The sequence below is a fragment of the Ferrigenium kumadai genome (assembly GCF_018324385.1).
In the GTDB taxonomy this organism is placed as follows: Bacteria; Pseudomonadota; Gammaproteobacteria; order Burkholderiales; family Gallionellaceae; genus Gallionella; species Gallionella kumadai.
The window spans coordinates 2,422,274-2,448,448 of the sequence record NZ_AP019536.1 but is presented as its reverse complement, the minus strand read 5'-3'; the positions used below and the strand labels follow the sequence as shown (position 1 = coordinate 2,448,448).

Genomic DNA, 26,175 nt, shown 5'->3' with positions numbered 1-26,175 from the left:
GGAAACGCGATGGCGATATACGCGGTAGGCGATGTGCAGGGGTGTCACACCGAACTGGTGCAGTTGCTGGAGCAGATACGCTTCGAGCCGGCGAAGGACAAGCTCTGGCTGGTGGGCGACCTGGTGAACCGTGGTCCCGGTTCGCTTGAGGTGCTGCGCCTGATCAAATCGCTGGGCGACAGCGCCATCACCGTGCTGGGCAACCACGACCTGCACTTGCTCGCCGTCGCCGAGGGCACCGCGGAACTGCACCGTACCGACACGCTGGACGAGATACTCGACGCACCGGACCGCGACGAACTACTGCACTGGCTGCGCCACCAGCGCCTGATGCACGCCGAGGGCGGCTACGTGCTGGTGCATGCCGGCCTGCTGCCGCAATGGAGCGTAGCACAGGCGCTAGCCTTGGCCCGCGAAGTGGAAGCGGCCCTGCAAAGCGACGACTACGCGACCTTTCTCGCGCGCATGTACGGCAACAACCCGCCCAACTGGTCCGACGACCTCACCGGCTACAAGCGCCTGCGCGTGATCACCAATGCGCTGACGCGCATGCGCATCTGCACCAATGAAGGCGAGATGGAATTCAAGTTCAAGGGCGAGTACCCGAACATCCCCGAAGGCTACCGCGCCTGGTACGAAGTGCCGGGCCGCGCCAGCCGTGACGCCACGGTGATCTTCGGCCATTGGTCGGCGCTGGGCCTGTTGCTAAAGGACAACGCCATCGCGCTCGACACCGGCTGCCTGTGGGGCGGCCCGATGACCGCCATCCGCCTCGAAGACCGCAAGCTGTTCCAGGTCGAGTGCTGCAATCCGGTGGCGAAGCATTGGTGATCGTGGGGAGTTCCTGAGATCGTTCCTCGGTGTATCGAGGGATGGGCGACTCCCATAGGACTACAAACCAAAACCGTCGGGGGTAGCCCGACAGCTGGTTACTTTTCTTGTCTTGCCAAGAAAAGTAACCAAAAGAAGGCGCCCCCGGTTTGCCGCCGCTTCACGGTTCCCTGCGTTGCTCGACTGGTCAGGCGGCTGCGGAACTCGCACGATCCGCTTCGCGGCCACGTGCTCAAACAGTCCTCGCCGCCTGCGCTACTCGGCGGCGCACAGGGGTAAAAACGCAAAACCTCAGCGTATCAGGTATCGAACGGTCAATATCTTCGCCGCTGCTGAGGAACCGCGGCGCCGCGTCCTTCGATATGCCGGAAAGTGATGCGTCCCTTGCTCAGGTCATACGGAGATATCTCCAGCGAAACCTTGTCGCCGGCGATGATGCGGATGTGGTTCTTCTTCATCCTGCCGGCGCTATAGGCGATGAGACCATGGCCGTTTTCCAGTGTGACGCGGTAACGCGAATCCGGCAGGACTTCGTCTACCACGCCGTTCATTTCAAGCAGTTCTTCCTTCGCCATTTATTCGGCTCCGCGGATGTTCGATGCCTGCTGGCCTTTTGGACCTGCGGTGATGTCGAAACTCACGCGCTGGCCTTCCGCCAGCGTCTTGAATCCCGAACCCTGGATCGCGGAAAAATGCGCGAAAAGATCAGCGCTGCCATCTTCCGGGGTGATGAAACCGAACCCCTTGGAATCGTTGAACCACTTCACGGTACCTGTTGCCATGTCTTGAATCTCCTGAAAAACAAACAAAGGGGAGCAGCCCCCCGGTAGGGGCGATGGTCAAGACGGCAAGGAGATGAGGGGAGGAATACCGCAGGGTGCGGGTACTGAACCGGGCAGCAACGAGAGTGCTTGAGAATCGCTGGCGCGCACTATGCGCCGTATCGGGCGCAATAGCAAATGAATTGAAGCCGTTGCATATCTACCGCACCGTCAACAAAGCATCGAACTCTTCACGCGGAACGGGCCTGCTGAAAAGATACCCTTGGTATAGGGTACAGCCATTCGCCTCGAGGAAATCGCGTTGCTCCTGCGTTTCCACGCCTTCGGCAATCACTTCTATGCCCAGATTGTTGGCCATGCCGATGATGGTCTGAATGATGGTTGCATCCGACTCCTTGGTGCCGATGTGGCGTACGAACGATTGGTCGATTTTGAGCTGGTTGAGCGGCAATTGGGTCAGGTAGGACAACGATGAATAGCCGGTCCCGAAATCATCCATGGAGAAACTTACGCCAAGTTGTCTGAGCGCATGCATCTTGGCGATGGTGTCGGCGACATCGTCGAGCACGATACTCTCGGTCAGTTCAAGCTTGAGGCGATTCGGGTCGATGGCGGTCCGGTCGAGGATTTCGCTCACTTGGGCAACGAAATCCTTTTGACGGAACTGCCGTCCGCTGACGTTGACGGCAAGCTGTAACTCATGGGCGTGCTGCTCTTTCTCCCATGCCTTGATCTGCTGACAGGCACTTTCCAGTACCCATCGCCCGATCGGAAGAATGAGTCCGGTCTCTTCCGCCAGCGGGATGAATTTAAGCGGTGAGATCAAGCCTTGTTCAGGGTGGATCCAGCGCAGCAGAACTTCCGCCCCCAGAACGCTTCCGGCGTGGTTGACCTGCATCTGGTAATAGAGCTGGAATTCCTGCTTGCGCAATGCTTCCCGCAAACCGACTTCAAGCTGGGCGCGAACTTCCAGTTCATCCTGCATCACTGGATCGAAGAAGCGCAGGGTATTGCGCCCCGATTTCTTTGCTTCGTACATGGCTGTATCGGCCTGTTTAAGCAATTCATCGAGCTTCTCCTGGTAATCGACGAACAGGGTGATGCCCATGCTCGATGAGCTATGGAACTCGCTACCTTCGAGAAGGTAGGGCTGATTGAGCGCTTCAAGCACTTTCTCACCTACTCCCTGTGCTTGCACGGCGGCCTGCGCCTTGTCTTCGCTCAAGCCCTCCAGCAACAGCACGAATTCATCTCCGCCGAAACGGGCCACGGTGTCGCCCTCGCGAACACATGCCTGCAGGCGCTTGGCTACCTCGATCAACAGCAAGTCGCCGATGCCGTGCCCCTTGGTGTCGTTCAGAGTCTTGAAATTGTCGAGGTCGATGAACAGCAGCGCGCCGCCGGTCTGGTTGCGTGCGCCGGTCGCTACCGCCTGCCGCAGGCGATCAAGCAGCATGCGCCGGTTGGGCAGTTGGCTGAGCGGGTCGTAAAAAGCGAGATGGTGGATCTCGTTTTCGGCCTGTTTGCGTTCCGTGAAGTCAATGAATGTCCCGACATAATTCGTGACTTTTCCGTCGTTGCCCACAACGGCGGTAATGTTCAGCCATTCCGGATAGATCTCCCCGTTCTTGCGCCGGTTCCAGATCTCGCCTTGCCAGATATTGTCGCGGTGCAGGGTTTCCCACATGAGCTGGAAAAACTCTGCATCATGGCGATCGGATCTGAGCATGGTCGGGTTCCTGCCGATCGCTTCCTCGGCGCTGTAGCCAGTCAGCCGGGTGAACGCCCGGTTGACGCGGATGATCACCGCATTCTCATCGGTCACCATCATGCCTTCCTCGGTCTCGAAGGCGATGGCGGCGACACGCAACGCTGCTTCGCGCTCTTCCTGCACCGACATCATGCTGTTGAACGCATGCGCCATCTTGGCGATGTCCTTCGGGCCGGCAGGCACGGCGACACGCACTTGTGATTCGCCACTTTGGGCGCGCCCCATGCTGGCCGACAACTGGTTGAGCGGTCGCACCATGTTGCGGGTAAGGAAGCGGATGAGGAACAGAAACAGCAGCGCAAAAGAGAACGATGTGGCCAGGTTGGTGATGAAAATGTCGGAGGTCATCCGGGTCAGCGCCGCTTTGCTCATGACGATCGAAACGCGTCCGAGCAGCTCGGGATTGGGCGCCTCGCTAAATGGCGATTCCGCGGGGGGTTGCGAATAGACCGGCGCGGCAAAGTTCCACGCGCTGGAGCTTTCTGCGTTGAGCAGGGCGGCGGCATGCAACCCGCCCCCCTCGTCAGCCTGCTCGAAAAATTCGGCAGGGTTGGTTTTGCCGCGCGTCAACAATACGCGCCCGTTGGCATCGCGTATCTCCACACTGACCACGCCGGGGAAAGCCATGGTGGCATTCACCGCTTCGGCGGCATTGTCGGCGGAAGAATAGATCAGCGCCAGGGAGCTTTGGTGTGCCAGATTTTCGGTGATGCGCCGTCCCTGCTCGATCAGGTCGTCGCGCACACGCTTGTTGCCTTGCCACGAACCCACTATCGATGAAAACAGTGCCAGGAAGAGGATGCCGAGCGTTACCGTGATGCCGATCTGGCGCTGGAATGTGAGCTTCTGGAAAAATGCGGTAAACATCTTGTTCATGATCGGCGTGCCTTATTGCTCGGGGAACACCATGTCGGAGCCATGCAGTCGGCTGGTGTTGATTCCAAGATGCTTGGCTGTGCGCAGGTTGATCGCCATCAGCACTTCACGTAACGGAACCATGCCGGACATCCCCTTTTCGCCGGAAGACAGAAAGCCGAGAGCGGAACCCGCCAGATGACGGCCCAGTTCAACGTTGTTGGGGTAAAGAGAGAACAGTATGCCGCGCCTGACATGGCCGAAACTGCTGGAGAACACCGCCAGGTTGCGTGTCCAGGACTCATGCAGCACCAGCGGCATCACTGAGCTGTCTTCCACCGTGGTGGAATCCTGAGGCAGCCACAAGGCATCCTGGCTACTGTCGGCGACGGCAAGTATTTCCTGATAAGCATGCATCGCGCTACGCAGATCCTGTGCTTCGTAGGCTTCGAGTTCCAGCCCCTGGGCGCGAGCAGCCTCTTTTGCCAGGCGCATCATCCAGGCATTCTGGCGGGGATCGTACACGGTGAACACTCGCCGCACCTTGGGCATCATGCCCTTCAGGCGTGAAAACAGCAGTGCCGGATCCGGAGACAAGCTGTTTACCTGAAGATTGCGAGTTTCATTTTCCTGGGCCGTCAATACACCGCCTACCACCACACCGATGTTGCTATCCAGCGCGGAGGCGACTTTCATTCCTTGACGGCCCAGCGCGATCACCACTCTGGTGTCGTTTCGGCGCAGGGAATTATTCAGCTCGCCGACATCCACGTTCGGTCCCACCGCGAAATTGGCAACACGCCCCTTGGCCTTGGCTTCAATGCCGTCAATGATCTGGGCGAATACACTCCGATAAGGCTCGCCGATGTCCGGGTAGATCACTGTGATGGCATTTGCTCCCGAGACCTGCGCGATCTTGTTGGCAAGGCTCCTCGTTGTCGTGGCGACGATGGGGCCCGCGACCTGAATGGGAAAAACTACGACGTCCGGAAAGGCTTCAATGGCACGAATCACCTCAGCGTAATCTTCCTGTGCCGACTCGAGCAAGGCCGGCGGCGGGAGTAGCGGGGCTACGGGGCGAGTCAGCGTGAGGCGGTCTTCTTGCAGGAGTATGTCGTTGTGGGGCAAGGGGGCGGGGACTCCGGGAATCGCCCACGCCGGAGCAGCGACAGTCGTCAACAGCGAGACTGCCAACAACCACGTCCCCAAGTCAACCCGCGGCCGAGGCAAGGACGTGGTGGAGGACAGAGAAATTATGCCCATGATCACTTTATTATTTTTCAGGGTCGTTCTAGTAAGCTCGGTCACGCAAGCCGTCAATATTTCCGCTAAATTTTTCCTTGTGTTGCCTTTTCATGTCTGCACTGACCGGTGCTCAGTTGAGCAGGGAGATGAAAATTGCCCCTGCCAAAACATCGGCGCACTAAAGCGCTGGATGATCGTTAGTCATTGCACTTGCGCAAGATAATATCAGGGTTTGCACTATACCCTATAGCTTTCATGGTTAAAAAAAGAAAATTGCGGTAGCATGCCTTCCTGCAAGGAAAGCTGGCTCCAGACCGGCACGTCAAGCTTGATTGGCAAAAATAATGAGATGTTGTTTCACATCACCGGGAGGGGCCCCGCCATGGGTGCTAGCATTTCACTTGTTCATAACCATACGGGAATAGCCGGGGGAAGTCCCGGAATCATTCCGGCTCAAACACTGGAAGTGGCCGACCTGCTGGTCGCCTATCTGGAGCAGATGGGCGTCGAATATGTATTTGGCGTTCCTGGCGGCGCCATTGAACCGCTTTATAACGCCCTCGCCAGAAGTGCGCGCAGGGGGGGGGTACGTCACATCCTGGCGCGGCACGAAGCCGGAGCCGCCTTCATGGCCGACGGCTACGCCCGAGAGAGCGGCAAGATCGGTGTCTGTTGTTCTACTTCAGGTCCCGGCGCCACCAACCTCATCACCGGCGTCGCCTGCGCCTACGACAACAATATCCCGATGCTGGTGATCACCGGGCAGCCTGCATTGCCAGCCTTCGGCAAGAACCCGCTGCAGGAATCGAGCTGCACTGGAATCAATACGCTGGGCATGTTCCGCCATTGCACTCGCTACAACTCCCTGGTGTCGCACCCGAAGCAAATGGAAACCAAGCTGGTTTCCGCGCTGCAGCGCGCCGTCCGGACGCCAAGAGGGCCGTGTCACCTGAGCGTACCGGTGGACGTTTTTCGCAGTACCAGCCCCCATCAAATCCCCTCTTACGATCTGAATAGCCTGCTGGCCCCTTCATCTCTGGTGGACGACGATGCGATTGAAAAGCTGCGCGAAATGTTGTCCAAAGCCAATAATGTCGTGCTGTTGATCGGTGGCGGGTGCGGCGAGGCGATCGGTTCGATACTCCAGTTCGCTGCACTGAAAGACACCCCCTTTGTTACAACACCGGATGGCAAAGGACTGGTAAGCCCGCGGCATCCGCTGTTTCGCGGCGTGTTCGGTTTTGGCGGGCATTCTTCGGCCGACGCCGCGTTGCGCGACCCGTCTGTGGATCTGATCCTGGCGATCGGTACCAGCATGGGCGAATGGAACAGCGGCGGCTGGTGCGAAAGCCTGCTCAATGAGCGGCTGGTGCATATCGACGAATCGGAAGAACATTTGTCGCGCACGCCGATGGCGCGTCTCCATGTCCGCGGACGTATCCTGTCGGTCTTCAACCGGCTGTTCGAACAGCTGCATGAACAACACAGGAACAGCAATTCAGACTATCACCGGCGGCGCGTCTCGCTCGATCCGGATGGCACTGTATGGGAACCGCACCATATGCTGTCGGCGCCGGACAAATATGAAAGCGATGCGGTCCCGATCACGCCGCAACGGCTGATGCGCGAGTTGGGCCAGCTTTTCCCGCCGACCACCCGCTTCCTCGCCGACACCGGCAACAGCATCTCCTGGTCCGTCCACTATCTGCATCCCGCCGTAGACCGGCGGCTGGGAGAACGGCGGCTGGCAGGAGGCGGGCGCAAGATAACGCAGGGGCAGCGCAAGACAAATGGCGGCTGGCTGCGCGTCACCATGAACTTCGCCTCGATGGGATGGGCCATCGGCGGCGCGGTCGGAACGGCGGCGGCCAATCCCGATGCGCCGGTGGTTTGCATCACCGGCGATGGCAGCATGCTGATGAACGGCCAGGAGATCTCCGTCGCTGTCGCCGAAAAACTGAGTGTCATCTTCGTCGTGCTCAATGACCGGGCGTTGGGCATGGTCAAGCATGGCCAGCGGATGGCGGGAGCAGAGCAGATCGGTTGCGAACTGCCGCCCACGGATTTCGCCGCGCTGGCACGTGCGATGGGCGCCGACGCGCACACCATCCGCTCTCCGGAAGAACTGTCAGGGTTGGATATCGCCGCCTTATGTGCACGCAAAGGTCCGACCTTGCTGGACGTTCTCGTCGACCCCGAAGAGGTCCCGCCGATGAATGTACGGATGCGTGTTTTGGCCAATGCACTTTAGAGGACGGCATGAGTAACTCGGAAAAACCACACACAATTCGCAGCCGCATCTGGCGCGAAGAGCCGGAACATGACAATCCCTTCGCCACCCGAGCCGCTTACTGCCGGGGTTATGATGTTTACGGCGAGATGCTGGGGCATGCGCGCTGGGTCGAGATGCTTTACCTGTTGTTCCGTAACGAAGCGCCAACGGCATCGCAGGCGGATCTGCTTGAGGCGTTGGCCGTGGCATTGGCCAATCCCGGCCCGCGAGATGCTTCGGTGCATGCTGCCATGTGCGGCGGCGTATGCGGTTCGACCGCGGCCTCATCGCTGATGGCCGCGCTGGCAGTAGGCGCCGGTCAACTGGCCGGAGGCCATGAGGTATTCCTGGCGATGGAAGGCTGGGCGGAATGCGGCACTGATCTCGATGCCTGGCGTCAGCGGCTGGCTGAACAAACTGCGATTCCCGGCAGCATCTGGCCGGCACAGGAACATCCTCCGGGCTTCGATCCTCATGGTGTCAGCACTGCCACTTCAGTGAAGCAGACGCTCTCCTGTCTCGCCAGCTGCAGTTCGGGAGCATACCTGCCATGGCTACAGCAGAATTCGTCGGCGATGGAAGCCGCAGCGGGCTGCCCTCTCGCCCTGTCCGGCGTCGCTGCGGCCGCTTTTGCCGATCTGGGTTTCAGTCCCGAACAAGGCGAAATGCTGCATCTGCTGTTGCGCCTGCCCGGTGCGGCGGCCCATGCGCTGGAACAGCGTCCCCTCGGGTATAAAAAATTCCCATTCGGCACTGTAGAACTGGAAAACGAATCCATCAAGGAGACGGCATGAGCGCACGCACCAACGGCCCCGATTTGTTGCAGGAAAACGTCGGCGTGCTGAAGAGCCGCATGGGGACTTTCTATCCCGGCAGCCATGTGATCTTTCGCGGACACGACCTGCATGCCGATTTGAAGGACATGGACTGGGTCGAACTTTACGTCTTCGGCATCACCAACCGTCGCTTTACCAAGGAACAATTGCGGTTGATGCATTCCATCTGGACCTATACCAGTTATCCGGATGTTCGCCTGTGGAACAACCGTGTTGCGGCATTGGCAGGCAGCTCTCGCAGCACCGGCAACCTGGGGGTCGCAGCGGCACTGGCAGTATCGGAAGCATCCATATATGGACGCGGTATCGACATGCGAGCCATAGACTTTCTCATCCGCACCCGGCGGGAGTTGGAAGAGGGGGGCGACCTTACCGAATGTATCCGGAAAGAATTGGAGTGTCATCGCAGCATCGCTGGTTATGGCCGCCCACTTGTCAACGGCGACGAGCGTAACCGTCACTTGCTGGCTCTGGCTCAAAGCCTGGGGCTAGATCAGGGACCGCATTTGCGCCTCGCCTTCGCTATCGAAGAAACTTTACTCAGCGGACGGTGGCGCATGAAAATGAACTATGCAGCATTGGTCGCTGCACTAGGAGCCGATATTGGACTCACGCCACGTGAGTACTATTTGTTCATGTTTCCGGCATTTCTGGCCGGAATGCAGCCGTGTTATGTTGAGGCATCTGATCGCCCGGAAGGTACGTTGTACCCAATTCCTTGTGCCGACATTTTGTATGAGGGAGAATCCAAGCGAAGTTGGCTAGGCAGAAAAGAATCGGCAAAAAGTGCCGATCATAAAAAAACAATCAGTAACCGGTAACGATCAGGGGGAAGTTCCGCTATGCAAACATTACATCGTCAAGCGCTCTATACCTTTCTGGTTTTAGCCTGGGCCGGTACAGTTGCAGCGCAACCTTCTGAAGAAGACGATCTGGCGCTGGCCTACGGCGACAAATCCACCGTCAGCATCGCGACGGGAAGCCGGCAACCCATCACACGCGCACCTGCGGTAGCCACCGTGATCACTTCCCGTGACATCGAGGCCATGGGCGCAGCAGACCTGGACCAGGCATTGGAAAGCGTGCCGGGGTTGCATGTTTCCATGGTTCATGTCGGCATGAATCCGATCTACAGCTTTCGAGGCATTCATACCCGCTACAACCCGCAAGTCTTGATGCTGGTCAACGGCATCCCTATCACGAACGTGTTTTGGGGAGATCGCAGCCAGCTTTGGGGCGGCATGCCGCTGGAGAATGTGGCGCGCATCGAGGTGATCCGCGGGCCGGGGTCTGCGCTCTATGGCGCAGATGCCTTTTCGGGCGTGATCAATGTCATCACCAAGACGGCGGAAGATATCAACGGCACTGAAGTGGGGGGGCGTGCCGGTAGTTTCAACAGCCGCGATGCATGGGTACAACACGGCGGCAAGCTGGGGATGCTGGATGCCGCCTTCTATCTTCGCACGGGGAATACCGATGGACAGAAGGGCATCGTTCAGGGGGATGCCCTGAATACCGCCGGTCCGATCAGTGCGGGACGCAAGGCGGTCGATGCACGTGCCGATCTGTCCAGTGAGGCGTGGCGCGTTCGCGCGGGTTATCAAGATAGAGAAGTTGGTATGGGCGGGGGGCTTGCCGGGAGTCTGGATCCGAACTCGCGCGGGCACTCGTCCAGAACGTATCTCGACCTGAGTTATGAGCAAGCCAATTGGGCGAAGGATTGGGATATATCCGGAGTCGCCGGTTATTACGACAACAAGGAAAAGGGCGATCCCCCCTACATGTTGTTTCCGCCCGGGGCCATCCCCGGTTTCCCCAATGGGATGATCGGCAACCCCGGACATGCCGAGCGCCACACCCATGCCAGCATTTCAGCTTTTTACAACGGTTTTGAGCAGCATCGGGTGCGTGTCGGTATAGGTCATCGAGTCGAGGATTTGTATCAAACGACGGAGCTCAAAAACTACAATGCGGCATTCGCTCCGCTGCCCGGTCTGGTAGATGCGACAGGCAATCCGGCCCTGGTCTATTTGTTGCCGCACAAACGCAACGTGTCCTATGCATTCGTCCAGGATGAGTGGAGTCTCGCAAAGGACTGGACCCTGACCGCAGGCGTACGGCACGACAGGTATTCCGATTTCGGCGGCACCACCAATCCGCGCCTGGCCCTGGTATGGGATGCGGACTACAACGTCGTGGTCAAGGCGATGCACGGGACGGCTTTCCGCGCCCCCTCTTTTGCGGAGCTGTACAACATCAACAATCCGGTCGTGATCGGCAGTCCCAATCTCAGACCGGAGACCATCACCACCGATGAACTGGCGTTTTCCTGGCAACCTGTCGCTGCGCTGCAAAACAATCTGAATTTTTTCCGTTACCGCATGCGCAATATCATCCTGCCTGTTGCGGCGGTGTATCAGAATGCGGGCGATCAGACCGGGCGAGGCCTGGAACTGGAATCCACGTTCGATGCGACGAACAATCTGCGGCTGACCGGCAGTTTTTCCTTGCAGCATTCCACTGATCAGGCCACCGGGCAGGATGCGGGCATGGCGCCGCATCGCCGTCTGTTCGCGCGGGCCGACTGGCGCTTCATTCCGCTGTGGCAGGTCGGTACCACGATCAACCATGTGGCAAGCAGGATGCGTGAACCGGGCGATGCTCGGGCCAAGGTTCCCGATTACACCACGGTGGATTTGATCTTGCGGCGCGAGAAATTCGCCGACGGATGGGACGCGCGCGCCATGGTGACCAACCTGTTCGATCGTAAGGCATGGGAACCCACCTTCAGATCGGCGGGGATGCCTTCCGACCTGCCGCTTCCCCGACGCGCCTTTTACATCCAGCTCCAGCTCGATATCTAAGGGACGCTGACGTACCAAACTGCACGGCCAAATTCATTTTGAAGAGCTCGCCTGCCGCACGCGACAGGCGAGCTCCCTACCGTTGTTAACTACCGATCAGCCGATCGCAGCCAGTGACCTTTGCATCATCTGCTCCGCCTGCCTCGCATAGCTGCCGCCGAACAAGTTGGTGTGGTTGAGGATGTGGTACAGGTTGTACAGCTCCTTGCGCACCGCATAACCCACATCCAGTGGCCACGTGGCGCGGTAGGCAGCATAGAAATCCCCGCCGTAGCCGCCGAACAGTTCCGTCATCGCGAGGTCGCATTCTCGGTCGCCGTAGTAGGGCGCGGGGTCGAAGATCACCGGCATGCCGTCGGCTAGAAATGCATGGTTGCCGCTCCACAGATCGCCGTGCAGCAGCGACGGTTGTGGTGCATATCCGGTGAAGAAAGCGGGCAGGGCGTCCAGCAGTTTTTCGCCCAAGCGCTGCAGATTCCCGCCGTAGCCGTTCTCTGCCGCAAGCTGCAACTGAAAGCCCAGTCGGTGTTCGCGCCAGAACGGCACCCAGTCGCCTGTCCAGCCGTTCGGTTGCAGCGTGGTGCCGAGGAAATTGTCCTGTGGAAAGCCGAATCGGTTTGAAGTGCTGCGGTGCAGCGCGGCGAGCTGCTCGCCGAGCTGTCTTGCGTTGCCGCGTCCGTTCAGGTCGAGGTGTTCCAGTACCAGATAGCTCTGGCGTCCGGCGGTGCCGTGTGCGATTGGTTGCGGCACGCGGAGGGTATTCGTCGCGGCGATCGTTTCGAGTCCCGCGGCTTCCGCGACGAACATGGAGTGATGCCGCGCATCGTTGAGTTTGACGAAGTAACGAGTGCCATCTTCGCCATCAAGCGTGTACGCCTCGTTGATGCAGCCACCGCCATTTGCGTGACGGCTGGCGAGCTTGAATGGTTTTCCGCTTGCAGAGGTGATTGCCGCCGAGATGCGCGACCAGTCCGTCATCAGGGCTTGGGGGAATCTTTCGGCGTTTCGGTGACGGGAATCGGCTCGACGAGTGTTTCCCCTTTTTTGCTCACCACGCGCACGCGGTCGCCGACCCGGAAGGCATCGGGCTTGCCGGGCTGCATCACGTAGGTGCTCTTGCCGGTCTCGTCCAGCTTGACCCAGATCTCGAGGCCGGGCGTGGTGGCGATGCCCGCCTGTTGCCCCAGCGTACTGCCGACCACGCCGCCCAGTATCGAGCCGACCACCCCTCCGCGTCCGCCGCCGCTGGCACCGCCGACCTGGCCGAACACGCCGCCGACGTTCGCGCCAGCATAGGAGCTCGCATCCAGTTCGATGGGCGTGACGCTCTCGATCACGCCCAGCTTGACGACTTCCTTGGGCGCCTCGGCGGCACGGCTGCCGATTCCTCCCGGGCCGCCGGCACAACCGGCGAGCAGCAGGGCGACGATGAGCAGCAGTTTGCGCATGGCTTACAGCGGCACGGCGAACCCGAAGTGCTGCTGGAACTGCGCCTTGAGCTCGTCCTTGGTCGGCGCGTGGTTCTGGCCGCCGCGGCTGGCGATCTTGATGGTGCCGAGCAGCGAGGCCAGGCGCCCGGTGGTTTCCCAGTCCCAGCCTTGCTGGATGCCGTGCAGCAGGCCGGCGCGATAGGCGTCGCCGCAGCCGGTCGGGTCGATCACCGCCGTGGGCTTGGCGCAGGGGATGACGATCTCCTTGCCGTCGGCGTAGATGGTCGAGCCTTCGCCGCCGCGCGTGACGATGAATGCGCGCGTGCCCTTGGCGAGTTCCTCGATCTTCTTGCCGGTCTTGTCCTGCAACAGTTGTGCTTCGTAATCGTTCACCGTCACGTAGTCGGCCTGCTCGACGAAACGCAGCAGCTCATCGCCGCCGAACATCGGCATGCCCTGGCCTGGATCGAACACCCAGGGGATACCCGCTTCATGGAATTGGCGCGCGTGCTGCAACATGCCTTCGCGCCCGTCAGGAGAGACGATGCCGAGGCTGACGTTGCTCGCATCGCCGACGCTGTTCTGCTCGGAAAAGCTCATCGCGCCGGGATGGAAGGCGGTGATCTGGTTGTCGTCGAGGTCGGTGGTGATGAACGCCTGACCGGTATAGCTGCCGGAGATGTGGCGGATGTAGGCTTGCGAAAGGCCGAGCTTCTGCAGGCGCAGCGCGTAGGTGGAGAAGTCATCGCCCACCGTCGCCATGATCATCGGGTCGCCGCCCAGCAGCTTGAGGTTGTAGGCGATGTTGCCGGCGCAGCCGCCGAACTCGCGGCGCATCTCGGGCACCAGGAAGGCGACATTGAGGATGTGGATCTGCTCGGGCAGGATGTGTTTCTTGAACTGGTCGGGGAACACCATGATGGTGTCGTAGGCCATCGAACCGCAAATCAGGGTGTGCATCGCGTAAACCTTGGCTGAATTGAGAGGTGCGAATTGTAACATCCAGCACCGCCGAGGCTAGCGGCCCGAATGCTTCTCCTGACGCTGGTGGCCGTCACTGCCTGCTGCCGATCGATCATCGCCGCGCCTTTCTCGGACAACTCAAGCAGACATTCGACGCGCACGGCAGCGGGATGGCTTAGCCAGACCGGTTAACGGCGCTGCCGTCTCCTGAACAACAATTTCTCCGTTTCCACGATCACGAACAGCAGCGCGCCGAACAGCAGGATGCGCCACCATGCCGCCCCGTCGAGGGCGACGGTGCCGAACATTTTCTGGAACAGCGGAGCGTAGGTGAACAGCGCCTGCAGCGACACGACGCAGAGGATGGAGACGAGCACCGGGCGCGACTGGGTGAATCCGCGCCAGTTCCAGGAAGGCGCGAGCAGGAAACGGCAGTTGAACAGGTAGAAGATCTCGCCCATCACCAGCGCGTTAACCGCCATTGTGCGCGCCGCCTCGATGCTGGCTCCGCGCGCCTGCTCCCAGAGGAAGAAGCCCAGCGAGCCTGCCACCATCAGGAGCGAGACGAACAGGATGCGCCACAGCAGGAACCCATTGAGCAGCGGCTCGGATGTCGAGCGGGGCGGACGGCGCATCACGCCGGACTCGGGAGGTTCGAAGGCCAGGGCCAGCGACAGCGTGATGGCGGTGACCATGTTCACCCACAGGATCTGCACCGGCGTGATCGGCAGGGTCAGGCCGAGCAGGATCGCCGCGATGATCACGGCTGCTTCGCCGCCGTTGGTGGGCAGGACGAACACGATGGACTTCTTCAGGTTGTCGTAGACGGTGCGTCCCTCTTCCACTGCCGCGGCGATCGAGGCGAAATTGTCGTCGGCCAGCACCATCTCGGCCGCCTCCTTTGCTGCCTCAGTCCCTTTGCGCCCCATCGCCACGCCGACATCGGCGCGCTTCAGCGCGGGTGCGTCGTTCACGCCGTCGCCGGTCATCGCCACCACTTCGCCGTTGGCCTGCAGCGCCTGCACCAGCGCGAGTTTATGTTCCGGGCTGGCGCGCGCGAAGATCTCCGCCTCGGTCACCGCGCGGCGCAGTTCGTCCGGGCTCATCTGCTCGATGTCGCTGCCGGATAACACACGTTCCGACGACAGGCCGAAGCGTGCGCCGATGGCGCGCGCGGTGTCGAGGTGGTCGCCGGTGATCATCTTGACGTGGATGCCGGCCGCCTTGCAGTGGGCGACCGCGCGGATCGCTTCGTCGCGCGGCGGGTCGGCGATGGCGAACACGCCGAGCAGTGCGAAGCCGCCCCGCATGTCGGTGAAGTCCAGGTTGCGTTGCGTGTCTGCGGTAGGGCGCATCGCCACCGCAAGCAAACGGAAGCCTTGGCGTGCGGCATCCTGCATGGCCTGTTGCCACCAGGCATGATGGAGCGGTTTATCTTCTCCATCGGCACGCTCGGCGACGCACACTTCCATGACCTGTTCCGGCGCGCCCTTGAGGAAGATGAAACCATGCCCCTCCATGTCGTGATGCAGCGTGGCCATGAAGCGGTGTTGAGACTCGAACGGGATCAGGTCGGTACGCGGCAGCGCTTCTCGCTCGAAGGTCAGATCCAGTCCGGCCTTTGCCGCCAGGGTGAGCAACGCTCCTTCGGTCGGATCACCTTCCACTACCCATTCACCGTCATCGTGGTGCAGCGTGGCATCGTTGCAAAGCAACGCGGCGCGTCCCAGTTCGAGCAGTTCGGGGTAGGTCCCCACGGACACTTCGCGTCCGTCGATGGCAAAACCGCCGCGCGGCGCATAGCCGCTGCCGCTGACCTCGAACGTCTTTCCGGCGGTGATGATGCGCTGCACGGTCATTTCGTTCCTGGTCAGCGTACCGGTCTTGTCTGAGCAGATCACCGTCACCGAGCCCAGCGCCTCCACTGCCGGCAGACGCCGGATGATGGCGTTGCGACGCGCCATGCGCTGCACACCGAAGGCCAGCACGATGGTCATGATGGCGGGCAGGCCTTCCGGTATCGCAGCGACCGCGAGCCCCACGGCGGCGAAGAACATCTCCGACCAGCCGTAGCTGCGCACCCACACGCCGAACAGGAAGGTCAGCACAGCCAGCAGCAGGATGGCCCAGGTCAGTTGCTGGCCGAAGCGCGTCATCTGGCGCAGCAGTGGCGTCTCCAGCCGGTCCACCGCCGAGATCAGGCTGCTGATGTGTCCGATCTCGGTCGCGCTGCCGGTAGCGACGGCGACTCCGCGTGCCTGGCCGTACACGACCAGCGTGCCTGAGTAGGCCATGCAGCGGCGGTCGGCGACCACGGTTTTTGCGTTCACCGCTGCGATGTTTTTCTCCACTGCTTCCGATTCGCCTGTCAGTGCGGCTTCCTCGACCCGCAATTGGCGTGCCTCGATCAGGCGCAGGTCGGCGGGAACCTTGTCGCCCGAGGCAAGCAGCACCACGTCGCCGGGCACCACCTGCTCGGCGGGAATCTCGCGCCGCCGCCCTTCGCGCAGCACCGTGGCGGTAGGTGACAGCATGTTGCGGATGGCGTCCATGGCGCGTTCCGCCTTGCCTTCCTGAATCACGCCGATGACGGCGTTGATCAGAACCACGCCGACAATCACACTGCAGTCCACCCAGTGGTTGAGCAGCGCGGTGATGGCGGCGGAAGCCAGCAGCACGTAGATCAGCGCATTGTCGAACTGGCGCGCGAAACGCACCGCGAGGCTATCGCGCGGCGCGGCGGGCAGGCGGTTCGGGCCGTGTTGTTGCAGGCGTCGTGACGCCTCGTCCAGCGTCAGCCCCGCATGATCCGCGTTCAGTTCGCGCAACACTTCCTGTGCCGGCAGGTTGTGCCACTCGGTTTTGGATTGCGCCGTTGCGTCGATGTTCATATCGGTTCCATTTCCAGTTCGATAAGACAGCTTCCAGTCATAGTACAACGAACCGGTGTGACATCAACTACCCTGCATTGCGCTCGAAAATACAGGGAATCCGGTATCCGTGCGGTAGGGGGGCTAGGCTACATTCGCACACGAATGGAGGTGCGAATGATTGTCGCAAATAATGCCCAGGGTACTCCGCTGGTCAACCGAGAACTGGTCAGGGCCTGGCTGGCCTGGGGGCTGGTGTGGTCGACCGTTTTCCCGCTGATAGGCCTGCTGGTTTCCATCAAGTTCAATGTCCCCACATTCCTCGGCGAGACTTCCTGGCTGACGTTCGGGCGCTTGCGTCCGGTTCACGTCAACGGAGTGATCTTCGGTGCGTTTTCCGCGCCCTTGCTCGGGCTGTTGTATTACATGGTGCCCAAGCTGTGCGGACGGCCGATGGTAGCGGAACGTCTTGGCTGGTGGACGCTGTATGGCTGGAACCTATTCCTCATCGCAGGCTCGCTCTCGCTGCTGATGGGCTACAACTCCGGCTTCGAGGCGGCGGAGTATCCGTGGCCCGCCAACATCCTGCGCTACGCCGTGCTGGCTGTCGTCACGTATCAGGTGCTGGCCACCATCTTCCGACGCAAGGAAGCGGGATTCTATGTGGCGCTGTGGTACGTCATGGCGGCGCTGGTGTGGACGCTGCTGAACCTGATTCTCGGCGGCGTCATCCTGCCTTATCTGCCCATGTCGGGCATCAGCAATACCACGCTGCACGGCCTGTACATCCACTATGTGGTTGGCCTGTGGATCACTCCGGCGGGGCTGGCCGTAATGTACTACTTCATGCCTCTGGCGGCGAAGAACGCCCTGTACAGCCATCGCATCTCGCTGCTGGGCTTCTGGAGCCTTGCGCTGTTCTATCCATTCGTCGGGCTGCACCACTACGTGTTCAGTCCCATCCCCTATCAGCACCAGACCATCTCGATCATGACCAGCATGATGCTGATCGTCCCGGTGTGGGCCGTGGTCACCAACATCTTCGGCACCGCGAAAGGTTACTGGGGCGAGATCATCGGCGGCAATACCGCCGATCACTATTCCGCCAAGTTCATCCTGCTCTCCGCGCTGTATTACCTCCTGGCCTGCTTCCAGGGCTCGACTGAGGCGTTGCGGCGCATGCAGGAGATCACCCATTTCAGCGACTTCGTCATCAGCCATTCGCATGGCACGATATTCGGCACCTTCGTCATCGGCGTGGTCGGCGGCATGTACTACGTGTGGCCACGCGTGACCGGCCGCCAACTGTGGAGCGCGAAGCTCGCGAGCTGGCATCTGTGGCTGACCATCGCCGGTTCAGCACTGATGTTCATCGGCCTGGCGGCGCAGGGCTTCATCCAGGGCAGCATGCTCGAATACGGCGCGAACTTCGTCGATACGGTGAAGGAGATGAAACCGTGGTGGGTGGCGCGCACCCTGGCGGGCGCCACCATGGACATCGGGCTGGTGCTGATGATGGTGAATTTCTATTGCACCGCGCGATACGGCAAGCCGTTCGAGGAACCCTACGCCGAGGTCGGCCTGCGGCTCGAAGTCAAGCCTGCGGGCGAGCACAAGGATTGGCTGGCCCAGCCGTCGGCGGTGTTCCTCGTGGCAGGACTGGGCTTCTTTGCCGCCGCCGTGCTGATGCAGGGCATCATGCCCAGCATGACCATGGAGGCGACCAGCAACCAGGTCCAGGATGTGGCGACCGGCATGCCGATCCGCGCCGCCAATTACACGCCGCTGGAAAAACACGGACGCCAGGTGTACATCCGCGAAGGGTGCTGGTACTGCCATTCCCAATACATCCGCCCCGTCACCGGCGAGACGATGCGCTGGGGGCCGCTGTCTCAGGCGGGCGAATACGCCTGGGACCAGCCGCAGATGCTGGGCACGCGGCGCATCGGCCCGGACCTCACCCGTATCGGCCGCAAATACGGCGACGACTGGCATGCCGCACACCATTGGGACCCGCGCCACGTGGTGCCCGATTCGGTGATGCCGCGCTTCCCCTGGCTGTTCGAAACCGGCAAGGGCGGCGTGCCGGAATACAACGACGACGGCAAGGCGCTGCTCGCCTACATCCAGCGGCTGGGCACCAACATCGGCGACTGGCGCGAGACTTTCGCCCCCACGCGCCTGAGTGCGGGCGACTCGGCACAGACGTCTACCGCTGACAAAGAGGCACTGCTGAAGCTCGGCGAGCAGGTCTACCAGCGGCGCTGCATCGGCTGCCACGGCGCCGAAGGCGACGGCAAGGGGCCGTCCGCGGCGCAGCTCGGCATCAAGCCGCGCAATTTCACCACGGGCATCTTCAAGTTCCATTCCACGCCGGGCGACGACGCGCTGCCCACCGACCAAGACCTCTTCGTCACCATCAGCCACGGCCTGTGGGGCACGCCCATGCCGCCCTGGTACGACATTTCGGCGGAACAGCGCATGGCCGTGATCCAGTTCATCAAGACCTTCTCCATGCGCTGGCTGACCGAGGAAATGAAGGCTCCGCTTGCCGTGCCGCCGGAGCCCGAGGTCAGCATGCAGTCCATCAATCATGGACATGAACTGTATTCCACTATCTGTGCGTTCTGCCACGGCGAGAACGGACACGGCGACGGCGTCGCGGCGGCGGGGTTGACGGACACTTGGGGCAACCAGGTGATGCCGGCCGATTACACGCTGCCCGCGGGCGCACCCGGCGGCGTCAAGCTCGGCCACGACGGGCGGCACCTGTTCCTGGCTGTGATGAACGGCGTCGGCGGTACGCCGATGCCCGCTTTTGCCACGAATCTGAGTCCGCAGGACGTGTGGGATGTGGTGCATTTCATCCAGTCGTTGCGCGTCGAGGCGCACATGAATGAGTTGCAGCGGGCGGGGCTGTCCGGCGTCAAGGTGCATGAAGCGCGCCTCAAGCTATGGCAGGACATCTCGGCCGCAGCCGCAAAGGGCGGGATCGAAGCGGCGGTTCAATGAAAGGGAACGACCGATGGAACAGAACAAGGGAACTGGCGACAAGCCGAATCATGGAGACCAGCAGGAATCCGTTTATTCCTACGGGGTTTCGGGCATCGAGGAGAGGCACGGCCATGTTCCGTTGTGGCTCTGGGGTGTTGCAGTAGTCCTGGTGCTCTGGGGTGTGTATTACCTTATCGCGAACTGGTCACCGCCGGCCTGAAATCGAACTGCGGATTCAGGCCGACAGCACCAGAACCCACACGACCGCCGCATTCACGATGCTCAGCAGCACCGCCGCGCTGGCGACGTCCTTGGCGCGCTTCGCGAGCGGGTGGCGTTCCAGCGAGGCGAAATCCACCGCAGCCTCGATTGCGGAGTTGAGCAGCTCGACTATCAGCACCAGCAGGATGCTGCCGACCAGCAGGGCTTTGCCGACATTCGAAACGGGCAGGAACAGTGCGACGGGAATGGCGATGGCGGCGACAAACAATTCCTGGCGGAAGGCATCCTCGTGCTGCCACGCGTCGCGCAATCCGGCGAGCGCGGTCAGGGACGAATGCCAGGCGTGCAACAGGCCGCGAGGATGTTTGTTCGGATTGCTCATTCCTTTTTCTGCGGGACCTTTTCCACCTTGAAGTAATACCACAGGTAGTAGATACCCAGCACAGTGCCGATGGGGAAAGAGAACAGCGACAGCGCCGAGCAGGGCAGACAGACCCAGGAAGAATTGCGCAGGTTCGCCAGCAACGCGAAGCCGGCGCCAACGAAGAGCGAGCCTTCCGCGATGCCGAGGGCGACCATCATGGGTTTGCCGGCGTTGAAGCTCAGCACGATCAGGGAAAGGACCAGCGCCCCGAAGGAGATCCAGCTGATGCCGATGATTTGCTTGTGCAGATTCATGCTTGAAGACATTCGTAGTTTTGGTCGCGAACTATAGCATCGCTGACCGGTGAAAAAACAGCGGCCATGCCGGATCACAGCATAGCCGAGCTACTTAGGCGCCGTAGGACTCGACCGGCGGGCAGGAGCACACCAAATGCTTGTCGCCGTACACGTTGTCCACGCGTGCGACCGCGGGCCAGAACTTGTTGTCGCGCACCCAGGGCAGCGGGAACGCAGCCTGTTCGCGCGAGTAGGGTCGGTCCCACTCGTTGGCGCATACCGACTTCGCGGTGTGCGGCGCGTGCTTGAGGATGTTGTCCTTCTTGTCCACCTTGCCGGTAACGACTTCGTCGATCTCCTTGCGGATGGCGATCATCGCGGCGCAGAAGCGGTCCAGCTCGGCCTTCGATTCGCTCTCGGTCGGCTCGACCATCAGCGTGTCCACCACCGGGAAGGAAGTGGTAGGGGCGTGGAATCCGAAGTCCATCAGGCGCTTGGCGATGTCCGCGACTTCCACACCTTCCTTCTTCCACTCGCGGCAGTCGAGGATCATCTCGTGCGCGCAACGGCCGTTGCTGCCGCTGTACAGCGTAGCGTAATGGTCCTTCAGCGATTCCTTGATGTAGTTGGCGTTGAGGATGGCCATCTTCGTCGCTTCGGTGAGTTCTTTGCCGCCCATCATCCTGATGTAGCCGTAGGAGATCAGCAAGATCAGCGCGCTGCCGTAGGGCGCGGCCGACACCGCGTGGATGCCTTGTGCGCCGCCGGTCTTCACCACGGGGTGCGAAGGCAGGAAGGGCGTGAGGTGTTCCGCGACGCCGATCGGGCCTACGCCCGGCCCGCCGCCGCCGTGCGGGATGGCGAAGGTCTTGTGCAGGTTGAGGTGGCACACGTCCGCACCGATGTTGCCGGGACTGGTGAGTCCGACCTGCGCGTTCATGTTCGCGCCGTCCATGTACACCTGTCCGCCGTTCGCGTGGATGATGGCGGTGATGTCCTTGATGCTTTCCTCATACACGCCGTGCGTGCTGGGGTAGGTCACCATCAGGCAGGAAAGCGTGTCCTTGTGTTCCTCGGCCTTCGCGCGCAGGTCTTCCACGTCGATGTTGCCCCTGGCGTCGCACTTCACCACTACGATGTCCATGCCGCACATCGCCGCGCTGGCCGGGTTCGTGCCGTGCGCGGACGAGGGGATCAGCACCACGTTGCGCTGCGCTTCGCCTCGCGAACGGTGGTACGCCTGGATCACCAACAGGCCGGCGTATTCGCCGGACGCGCCGCTGTTGGGCTGGAAGCTCATCTGCGCGAAGCCGGTGATTTCGGACAATGCTGCATCCAGTCCGGCGATGATCTCCTGATAACCCGCAGCCTGTTCCATCGGCACGAAGGGATGCAGTCCGGCGAACTCGGGCCAGGCCAGCGCCAGCATCTCGGATGCCGCGTTCAGCTTCATGGTGCATGAGCCCAGCGAGATCATCGAGTGCGTCAGCGACAGATCCTTGTTCTCCAGACGCTTGATGTAACGCATCATCTCCGTTTCGGAATGGTAGCTGTTGAACACCGGGTGGCTCAGGATGGCCGACTGGCGCGGCTTCACCAGTAATGTTTGGGCATCGAACTGGGCTGCGGTGATGGTCGGTGCCGCCTTGCCCGCGGCCTGCGCGAACACGGCAAGGATGGCGTTGAGGTCATCCACCGAAGTGGTCTGGTCGAGCGAGATGCTCAGGCCGTCGCCGGTGTAGCGGAAGTTGATGCATGCCGCGTCGGCGAGCGTGTGGATCTTCACGTTGTCGGTGTGCATCAGCTTCAGGGTGTCGAAGAACACGCCTTCGGCGACGGTGTAACCGAGCTTCTTCAGTTCAGCTGCCAGCGCAGCAGTGGAGCGATGCACCTGCTCGGCGATGCCGCGCAGGCCATCCGCGCCGTGATACACCGCATACATGCCGGCCATGATCGCCAGCAATGCCTGCGCAGTGCAGATGTTGGAAGTGGCCTTCTCGCGGCGGATGTGCTGTTCGCGCGTCTGCAGCGCCATGCGCAGCGCGGGGTTGCCGTCGGCATCCACCGACACGCCGATGATGCGGCCGGGCATCGAGCGCTTGTAGGCGTCGCGGCAGGCGAAGTACGCCGCATGCGGGCCGCCGTAGCCCATCGGCACGCCGAAGCGCTGGCTGGAGCCGAGCACGATGTCCGCGCCCCATTCGCCCGGCGGCGTGAGCAGCACCAGGCTCAGGATGTCGGCCGCGACCGCGATGGTCATGCCGTTGGCCTTGGCGCGCGCGACGAAGTCGGCGTAGTCATGCACCGTGCCGTCGGCGGTCGGATACTGCAGCAACGCGCCGTACATCTTGTCGCTCAGCGTGACAGTCTTGAAGTCGCCGATCACCAGTTCGATGCCCAGCGGTTTCGCGCGCGTCCTCAGCAGCTCGATGGTCTGCGGAAAACATTCGTGCGACACGAAGAAACAATTCTTGCCAGCGGCGGTGTCTTCGCGCGAGCGCAGGCCGTGCATCATGGTCATCGCTTCGGCGGCGGCGGTCGCCTCGTCCAGCAGGGACGCGTTGGCGATCTCCATGCCGGTCAGGTCCATGATCATGGTCTGGAAGTTCAGTAGCGCCTCCAGGCGGCCCTGCGCGATCTCGGCCTGGTAGGGCGTGTAGGCGGTATACCAGCCGGGGTTCTCCAGCACGTTGCGCTGGATCACGGGGGGTAGCACGGTGTCGTAATAACCCAGTCCGATGTAGCTCTTGTACAACTTGTTCTTCGCCGCGATGCCGCGCAGATGCTGAAGATACGCATGTTCGCTCATGCCTTCCGGCAGGTTCAGCGGCTGCTTCAAACGGATGACCGCGGGAACGGTCTGGTCGATCAGCGCATCGAGTGAGGGCGCATTGATCTTCTTCAGCATGGACTGAACGTCCTGCGCGCTCGGGCCGTTATGGCGATTCACAAATTGATCTGACATAGGATTCGGGATCCGGGATACAGGATTCAGGAAGGGATGCGGAACTCAGGGTGAGGAGAAGGTTTTCCCTGTCTCCCGTATCCTGAATCCCGGATCCTGTTAGTGTGCTTCGCTGTCGACCACAGCCTGGTACGCGGTCGCATCCAGCAGCGCCGCGACGTCGGCGGCGTTATCCGGCTTCATCTTGAACATCCACGCGCCGTATGGGTCGGCGTTGATCGCTTCCGGAGCGCTGTCCAGCTCGCTGTTCACCGCGGTCACCTCGCCGGACACCGGCGCGTACACGTCGGCGGCGGCCTTCACGGACTCGACCACGGCGACTTCTTCCTTGGCCTTGACCTTGCGGCCGACGGCAGGTGTCTCGACGAACACCATGTCGCCCAGCAACTCTTGGGCATGCTGGGTGATGCCGATGGTGATGGAGCCGTCGGCTTCGGTTCGGACCCACTCGTGGGATTCGGTGTACTTCAGGTCTGCGGGGTTGCTCATGTCGTGTTCTCCTTTAGTTAATTCGTAGGTCGGGTTAGGCGTAGCCGTAGCCCGACGTTGTGCAATGTCGGGTTACGCGATGAAATCGCTAACCCGACCTACATCTTTAAATCAAACCCTTGCCGTTGCGCGCGAACGGGTACTTTACCACTTGCGCGTTCAGCTTCTTGTCGCGAATCTCCACTTGCACGGTGTCGCCGATCTTCACGCTGTTCGGCACGCGTGCCAGCGCGATGGATCTTTCCAGTGTGGGCGAGAAGCTGCCGCTGGTGATTTCGCCTTCTCCTTGCGCGGTGAATACCTTCTGGTGGCCGCGCAGCACGCCGCGGTCCAACAGCACGAGGCCGACCAGCTGCTTGCTCGGCGGGTTCGCCAGCAACGCCGCCTTGCCGATGAAGTCGCGCTCGCTCTTCAGGTCAACGGTCCAGCCGAGGCCGGATTCCAGCGGGCCCACGCTCTCGTCCATGTCCTGGCCGTAGAGGTTCATGCCCGCCTCAAGGCGCAGCGTGTCGCGCGCGCCGAGGCCGATGGGCGGCACGCCCGCCTTGTTCAGCGCATACCAGAATTCCTCTACCTTCTCCTTCGGCAGCATCACCTCGAAGCCGTCCTCGCCGGTGTAACCGGTGCGCGCCACGAAGTACTCGCCGCAGTCGGCGGCCTGGAAGTTCACCAGCTTCTCGGTCGCGGCCTTGGTCTGCGGCAGCACCTGCCACACCTTGGCGCGCGCGTTCGGGCCCTGGATGGCGACCATCGCCAGATCGTCGCGCGAAGTGATGGTCAGGCTGGGCGCGTGTGTCGCGGCCTGTTCCTTCATCCAAGCGATGTCCTTGTCTGCCGTGCCCGCGTTCACCACGATGCGGAACCACTGCTCGCTCATGAAGTAGATGATGAGGTCGTCGATCACGCCGCCGTTCGGGCGCAGCATGGCGGAGTAGAGCGCCTTGCCGGGGATGGTGATCTTGTCGGCATTGTTCGCCAGCAGGTAGCGCAGGAAGGCGCGCACGCCGTCGCCCTTCGCATCGACGACTCGCATGTGGCACACGTCGAACATGCCGACATCGTTGCGCACCTGGTGGTGCTCGTCGATCTGCGAGCCGTAGTTCACCGGCATGTCCCAGCCGCCGAAATCCACCATCTTCGCGCCCATGGCGCGGTGGGCTGCATTCAAAGGAGTCTTTTTGAGCATCATATTGTTCTCTCTGGAATAAAAAAGGCGAAGCAGCCATCGCTGCTTCGCCCCATCTGTCCTTGGTACCTGAGAGATTACGGATTACCGCCTGCCCCTTCGGTGGTCACTAAATGACGCTCTCCAGATTTGCCTGTCCCGATAGTTCTTGAGCCTGAGCGGTTGCGGGTGTTGCGCCTTCGGCGGTGCCAAAAATCAGCACTCTCTCCCATCGGTCTGAACGGCAGGGGGATTATACCCAAAGAGATTGGGCGGACAAGATTTCTGCGCATGGGAAAGACAACTTCGCCGGGGGCAGCAAGATACTTTTTTCTTGCTGCCGGTGCGAAGGCCACTAGAACAGGCAGTGGCCTATGGCATCATTTCTTCTGAGACGCTTTAAGTTGTGTGATCGCATCGCGTTGGATTTGCTGTAGCTTCGGCATCATTATCGCCATGCGCCCCTGCATTGCCTGCATAGAGTTCTGCATAACGATTGGCATCTTGGCCAGCATAGCCTGACCTGCCTTGGACTTGTAAAAAGTGAGCATGTCATTCAGCTCGTTTTGAGTAAACGACTTACGGTATATGTCGATCAGTATCGGTTCCAGGCTTTCCCATTTCATGTCCTCTTTGAAGACAGAAACCATTTTGCTTTGCATCTCAACCATAATTTTCTTCTGCTCGGCCGTGGGAGTCTGTCCAGCGAGTGCCTGATTCATCGAAGTTTGGAAAATGGCATCCATTCGTGCCATAAGACTATCAAACATGTTTTTCGCTTGAGTTACTTCAATCAACTCTCGTACCGATGCTTCGCTCGCCGGCGCCTCCGCTGCCATGGCCGGTTGAAGACCAAGTAGCACGCAAAAAAGTCCGATTCCAAAAAAACGCATTACGACTCCTCCTGAATTGTTGAGTTAATGGGGCAGCTTCGCTTCTTGTTGCCGCCGATTTTTTGCCT

The 26,175-nt window shown here is 60.9% G+C and carries 21 protein-coding genes and 2 riboswitches; of the genes, 7 read left to right on the top strand and 14 right to left on the bottom strand.

Annotated features, from left to right (window positions below; genetic code table 11):
• Window positions 1–9 precede the first annotated feature (9 nt).
• On the top strand, window positions 10–831 hold the full coding sequence (locus FGKAn22_RS11870; RefSeq protein ID WP_212785842.1) for a symmetrical bis(5'-nucleosyl)-tetraphosphatase: 822 nt from the start codon (window positions 10–12) through the stop codon (window positions 829–831).
• A gap of 314 nt (window positions 832–1,145) precedes the next feature.
• Here the strand turns inward: FGKAn22_RS11870 and infA are convergent, their stop codons facing one another.
• From infA to FGKAn22_RS11850, 4 genes are all read right to left on the bottom strand, one after another.
• Entirely contained in the window at window positions 1,146–1,406 is a 261-nt protein-coding gene (gene infA / locus FGKAn22_RS11865) for a translation initiation factor IF-1 (RefSeq protein ID WP_212785841.1), read from the bottom strand.
• Window positions 1,407–1,613, bottom strand: a complete 207-nt coding sequence (locus FGKAn22_RS11860) for a cold-shock protein (protein WP_212785840.1) — start codon at window positions 1,611–1,613, stop codon at window positions 1,407–1,409.
• Between the two features lie 199 nt (window positions 1,614–1,812).
• Entirely contained in the window at window positions 1,813–4,260 is a 2,448-nt protein-coding gene (locus tag FGKAn22_RS11855; RefSeq protein WP_212785839.1) for a bifunctional diguanylate cyclase/phosphodiesterase, read from the bottom strand.
• Between the two features lie 12 nt (window positions 4,261–4,272).
• A complete protein-coding gene (locus FGKAn22_RS11850; RefSeq protein ID WP_212785838.1) occupies window positions 4,273–5,436 on the bottom strand; it encodes an ABC transporter substrate binding protein in 1,164 nt (387 codons plus the stop codon).
• Between the two features lie 430 nt (window positions 5,437–5,866).
• On the opposite strand from FGKAn22_RS11850, the gene FGKAn22_RS11845 reads away from it, so the two are divergent.
• From FGKAn22_RS11845 to FGKAn22_RS11830, 4 genes are read left to right on the top strand one after another with little or no spacing between them, the layout of a single operon-like run.
• A complete protein-coding gene (locus FGKAn22_RS11845) occupies window positions 5,867–7,735 on the top strand; it encodes a thiamine pyrophosphate-binding protein (protein WP_212785837.1) in 1,869 nt (622 codons plus the stop codon).
• Between the two features lie 8 nt (window positions 7,736–7,743).
• The gene (locus FGKAn22_RS11840) at window positions 7,744–8,550 is read left to right on the top strand and encodes a citrate synthase family protein (RefSeq protein WP_212785836.1); all 807 of its coding nucleotides are present in this window, start codon (window positions 7,744–7,746) and stop codon (window positions 8,548–8,550) included.
• The gene (locus FGKAn22_RS11835; protein ID WP_212785835.1) at window positions 8,547–9,413 is read left to right on the top strand and encodes a citrate synthase family protein; all 867 of its coding nucleotides are present in this window, start codon (window positions 8,547–8,549) and stop codon (window positions 9,411–9,413) included. The genes FGKAn22_RS11840 and FGKAn22_RS11835 overlap by 4 nt, the downstream gene beginning before the upstream one ends.
• A gap of 21 nt (window positions 9,414–9,434) precedes the next feature.
• Window positions 9,435–11,456, top strand: coding sequence for a TonB-dependent receptor plug domain-containing protein (locus FGKAn22_RS11830; RefSeq protein WP_212785834.1), 2,022 nt, complete (start codon window positions 9,435–9,437; stop codon window positions 11,454–11,456).
• A 96-nt stretch (window positions 11,457–11,552) separates the two neighbouring features.
• Here FGKAn22_RS11830 and FGKAn22_RS11825 read toward each other — a convergent pair whose 3' ends face one another.
• From FGKAn22_RS11825 to FGKAn22_RS11810, 4 genes are all read right to left on the bottom strand, one after another.
• Entirely contained in the window at window positions 11,553–12,434 is an 882-nt protein-coding gene (locus tag FGKAn22_RS11825) for a fructosamine kinase family protein (protein ID WP_212785833.1), read from the bottom strand.
• The gene (locus tag FGKAn22_RS11820) at window positions 12,434–12,904 is read right to left on the bottom strand and encodes a hypothetical protein (RefSeq protein WP_212785832.1); all 471 of its coding nucleotides are present in this window, start codon (window positions 12,902–12,904) and stop codon (window positions 12,434–12,436) included. The genes FGKAn22_RS11825 and FGKAn22_RS11820 overlap by 1 nt, the downstream gene beginning before the upstream one ends.
• A 3-nt stretch (window positions 12,905–12,907) precedes the next feature.
• The gene (locus tag FGKAn22_RS11815; protein WP_212785831.1) at window positions 12,908–13,846 is read right to left on the bottom strand and encodes a carbohydrate kinase family protein; all 939 of its coding nucleotides are present in this window, start codon (window positions 13,844–13,846) and stop codon (window positions 12,908–12,910) included.
• A 191-nt stretch (window positions 13,847–14,037) separates the two neighbouring features.
• Window positions 14,038–16,740, bottom strand: a complete 2,703-nt coding sequence (locus FGKAn22_RS11810) for a cation-transporting P-type ATPase (protein ID WP_212785830.1) — start codon at window positions 16,738–16,740, stop codon at window positions 14,038–14,040.
• 156 nt (window positions 16,741–16,896) lie between these two features.
• On the opposite strand from FGKAn22_RS11810, the gene FGKAn22_RS11805 reads away from it, so the two are divergent.
• The gene (locus tag FGKAn22_RS11805; protein ID WP_212785829.1) at window positions 16,897–19,731 is read left to right on the top strand and encodes a cbb3-type cytochrome c oxidase subunit I; all 2,835 of its coding nucleotides are present in this window, start codon (window positions 16,897–16,899) and stop codon (window positions 19,729–19,731) included.
• A gap of 13 nt (window positions 19,732–19,744) precedes the next feature.
• Entirely contained in the window at window positions 19,745–19,933 is a 189-nt protein-coding gene (locus tag FGKAn22_RS11800; protein ID WP_212785828.1) for a hypothetical protein, read from the top strand.
• Window positions 19,934–19,948: 15 nt separating this feature from the next.
• Here FGKAn22_RS11800 and FGKAn22_RS11795 read toward each other — a convergent pair whose 3' ends face one another.
• From FGKAn22_RS11795 to FGKAn22_RS11770, 6 genes are all read right to left on the bottom strand, one after another.
• Window positions 19,949–20,317: a diacylglycerol kinase gene (locus tag FGKAn22_RS11795; protein WP_212785827.1), complete on the bottom strand. Its 369-nt coding sequence runs from the start codon at window positions 20,315–20,317 to the stop codon at window positions 19,949–19,951.
• Window positions 20,314–20,613: a hypothetical protein gene (locus tag FGKAn22_RS11790; protein ID WP_212785826.1), complete on the bottom strand. Its 300-nt coding sequence runs from the start codon at window positions 20,611–20,613 to the stop codon at window positions 20,314–20,316. The genes FGKAn22_RS11795 and FGKAn22_RS11790 overlap by 4 nt, the downstream gene beginning before the upstream one ends.
• Window positions 20,614–20,707: 94 nt before the next feature.
• Window positions 20,708–23,560 (bottom strand): aminomethyl-transferring glycine dehydrogenase, encoded by a 2,853-nt coding sequence (gene gcvP, locus FGKAn22_RS11785; RefSeq protein WP_212785825.1) that lies wholly within the window; start codon window positions 23,558–23,560, stop codon window positions 20,708–20,710.
• 99 nt (window positions 23,561–23,659) lie between these two features.
• Window positions 23,660–24,049: a glycine cleavage system protein GcvH gene (gene gcvH, locus FGKAn22_RS11780; protein ID WP_212785824.1), complete on the bottom strand. Its 390-nt coding sequence runs from the start codon at window positions 24,047–24,049 to the stop codon at window positions 23,660–23,662.
• Window positions 24,050–24,155: 106 nt separating this feature from the next.
• On the bottom strand, window positions 24,156–25,235 hold the full coding sequence (gcvT, locus tag FGKAn22_RS11775; RefSeq protein WP_212787230.1) for a glycine cleavage system aminomethyltransferase GcvT: 1,080 nt from the start codon (window positions 25,233–25,235) through the stop codon (window positions 24,156–24,158).
• A gap of 50 nt (window positions 25,236–25,285) precedes the next feature.
• A riboswitch (glycine riboswitch) is annotated at window positions 25,286–25,367 on the bottom strand.
• A riboswitch (glycine riboswitch) is annotated at window positions 25,368–25,456 on the bottom strand.
• A gap of 138 nt (window positions 25,457–25,594) precedes the next feature.
• A complete protein-coding gene (locus tag FGKAn22_RS11770; protein WP_212785823.1) occupies window positions 25,595–26,107 on the bottom strand; it encodes a DUF2059 domain-containing protein in 513 nt (170 codons plus the stop codon).
• Window positions 26,108–26,175 lie beyond the last annotated feature (68 nt).

Bases quoted from the DNA above. Each gene is read 5' to 3' on its own strand.
- FGKAn22_RS11870 (WP_212785842.1), top strand. From the start codon at position 10: ATGGCGATATACGCGGTAGGCGATGTGCAGGGGTGTCACACCGAACTG.
- infA (WP_212785841.1), bottom strand. From the start codon at position 1,406: ATGGCGAAGGAAGAACTGCTTGAAATGAACGGCGTGGTAGACGAAGTC.
- FGKAn22_RS11860 (WP_212785840.1), bottom strand. From the start codon at position 1,613: ATGGCAACAGGTACCGTGAAGTGGTTCAACGATTCCAAGGGGTTCGGT.
- FGKAn22_RS11855 (WP_212785839.1), bottom strand. From the start codon at position 4,260: ATGAACAAGATGTTTACCGCATTTTTCCAGAAGCTCACATTCCAGCGC.
- FGKAn22_RS11845 (WP_212785837.1), top strand. From the start codon at position 5,867: ATGGGTGCTAGCATTTCACTTGTTCATAACCATACGGGAATAGCCGGG.
- FGKAn22_RS11840 (WP_212785836.1), top strand. From the start codon at position 7,744: ATGAGTAACTCGGAAAAACCACACACAATTCGCAGCCGCATCTGGCGC.
- FGKAn22_RS11835 (WP_212785835.1), top strand. From the start codon at position 8,547: ATGAGCGCACGCACCAACGGCCCCGATTTGTTGCAGGAAAACGTCGGC.
- FGKAn22_RS11830 (WP_212785834.1), top strand. From the start codon at position 9,435: ATGCAAACATTACATCGTCAAGCGCTCTATACCTTTCTGGTTTTAGCC.
- FGKAn22_RS11825 (WP_212785833.1), bottom strand. From the start codon at position 12,434: ATGACGGACTGGTCGCGCATCTCGGCGGCAATCACCTCTGCAAGCGGA.
- FGKAn22_RS11820 (WP_212785832.1), bottom strand. From the start codon at position 12,904: ATGCGCAAACTGCTGCTCATCGTCGCCCTGCTGCTCGCCGGTTGTGCC.
- FGKAn22_RS11815 (WP_212785831.1), bottom strand. From the start codon at position 13,846: ATGCACACCCTGATTTGCGGTTCGATGGCCTACGACACCATCATGGTG.
- FGKAn22_RS11810 (WP_212785830.1), bottom strand. From the start codon at position 16,740: ATGAACATCGACGCAACGGCGCAATCCAAAACCGAGTGGCACAACCTG.
- FGKAn22_RS11805 (WP_212785829.1), top strand. From the start codon at position 16,897: ATGATTGTCGCAAATAATGCCCAGGGTACTCCGCTGGTCAACCGAGAA.
- FGKAn22_RS11800 (WP_212785828.1), top strand. From the start codon at position 19,745: ATGGAACAGAACAAGGGAACTGGCGACAAGCCGAATCATGGAGACCAG.
- FGKAn22_RS11795 (WP_212785827.1), bottom strand. From the start codon at position 20,317: ATGAGCAATCCGAACAAACATCCTCGCGGCCTGTTGCACGCCTGGCAT.
- FGKAn22_RS11790 (WP_212785826.1), bottom strand. From the start codon at position 20,613: ATGAATCTGCACAAGCAAATCATCGGCATCAGCTGGATCTCCTTCGGG.
- gcvP (WP_212785825.1), bottom strand. From the start codon at position 23,560: ATGTCAGATCAATTTGTGAATCGCCATAACGGCCCGAGCGCGCAGGAC.
- gcvH (WP_212785824.1), bottom strand. From the start codon at position 24,049: ATGAGCAACCCCGCAGACCTGAAGTACACCGAATCCCACGAGTGGGTC.
- gcvT (WP_212787230.1), bottom strand. From the start codon at position 25,235: ATGCTCAAAAAGACTCCTTTGAATGCAGCCCACCGCGCCATGGGCGCG.
- FGKAn22_RS11770 (WP_212785823.1), bottom strand. From the start codon at position 26,107: ATGCGTTTTTTTGGAATCGGACTTTTTTGCGTGCTACTTGGTCTTCAA.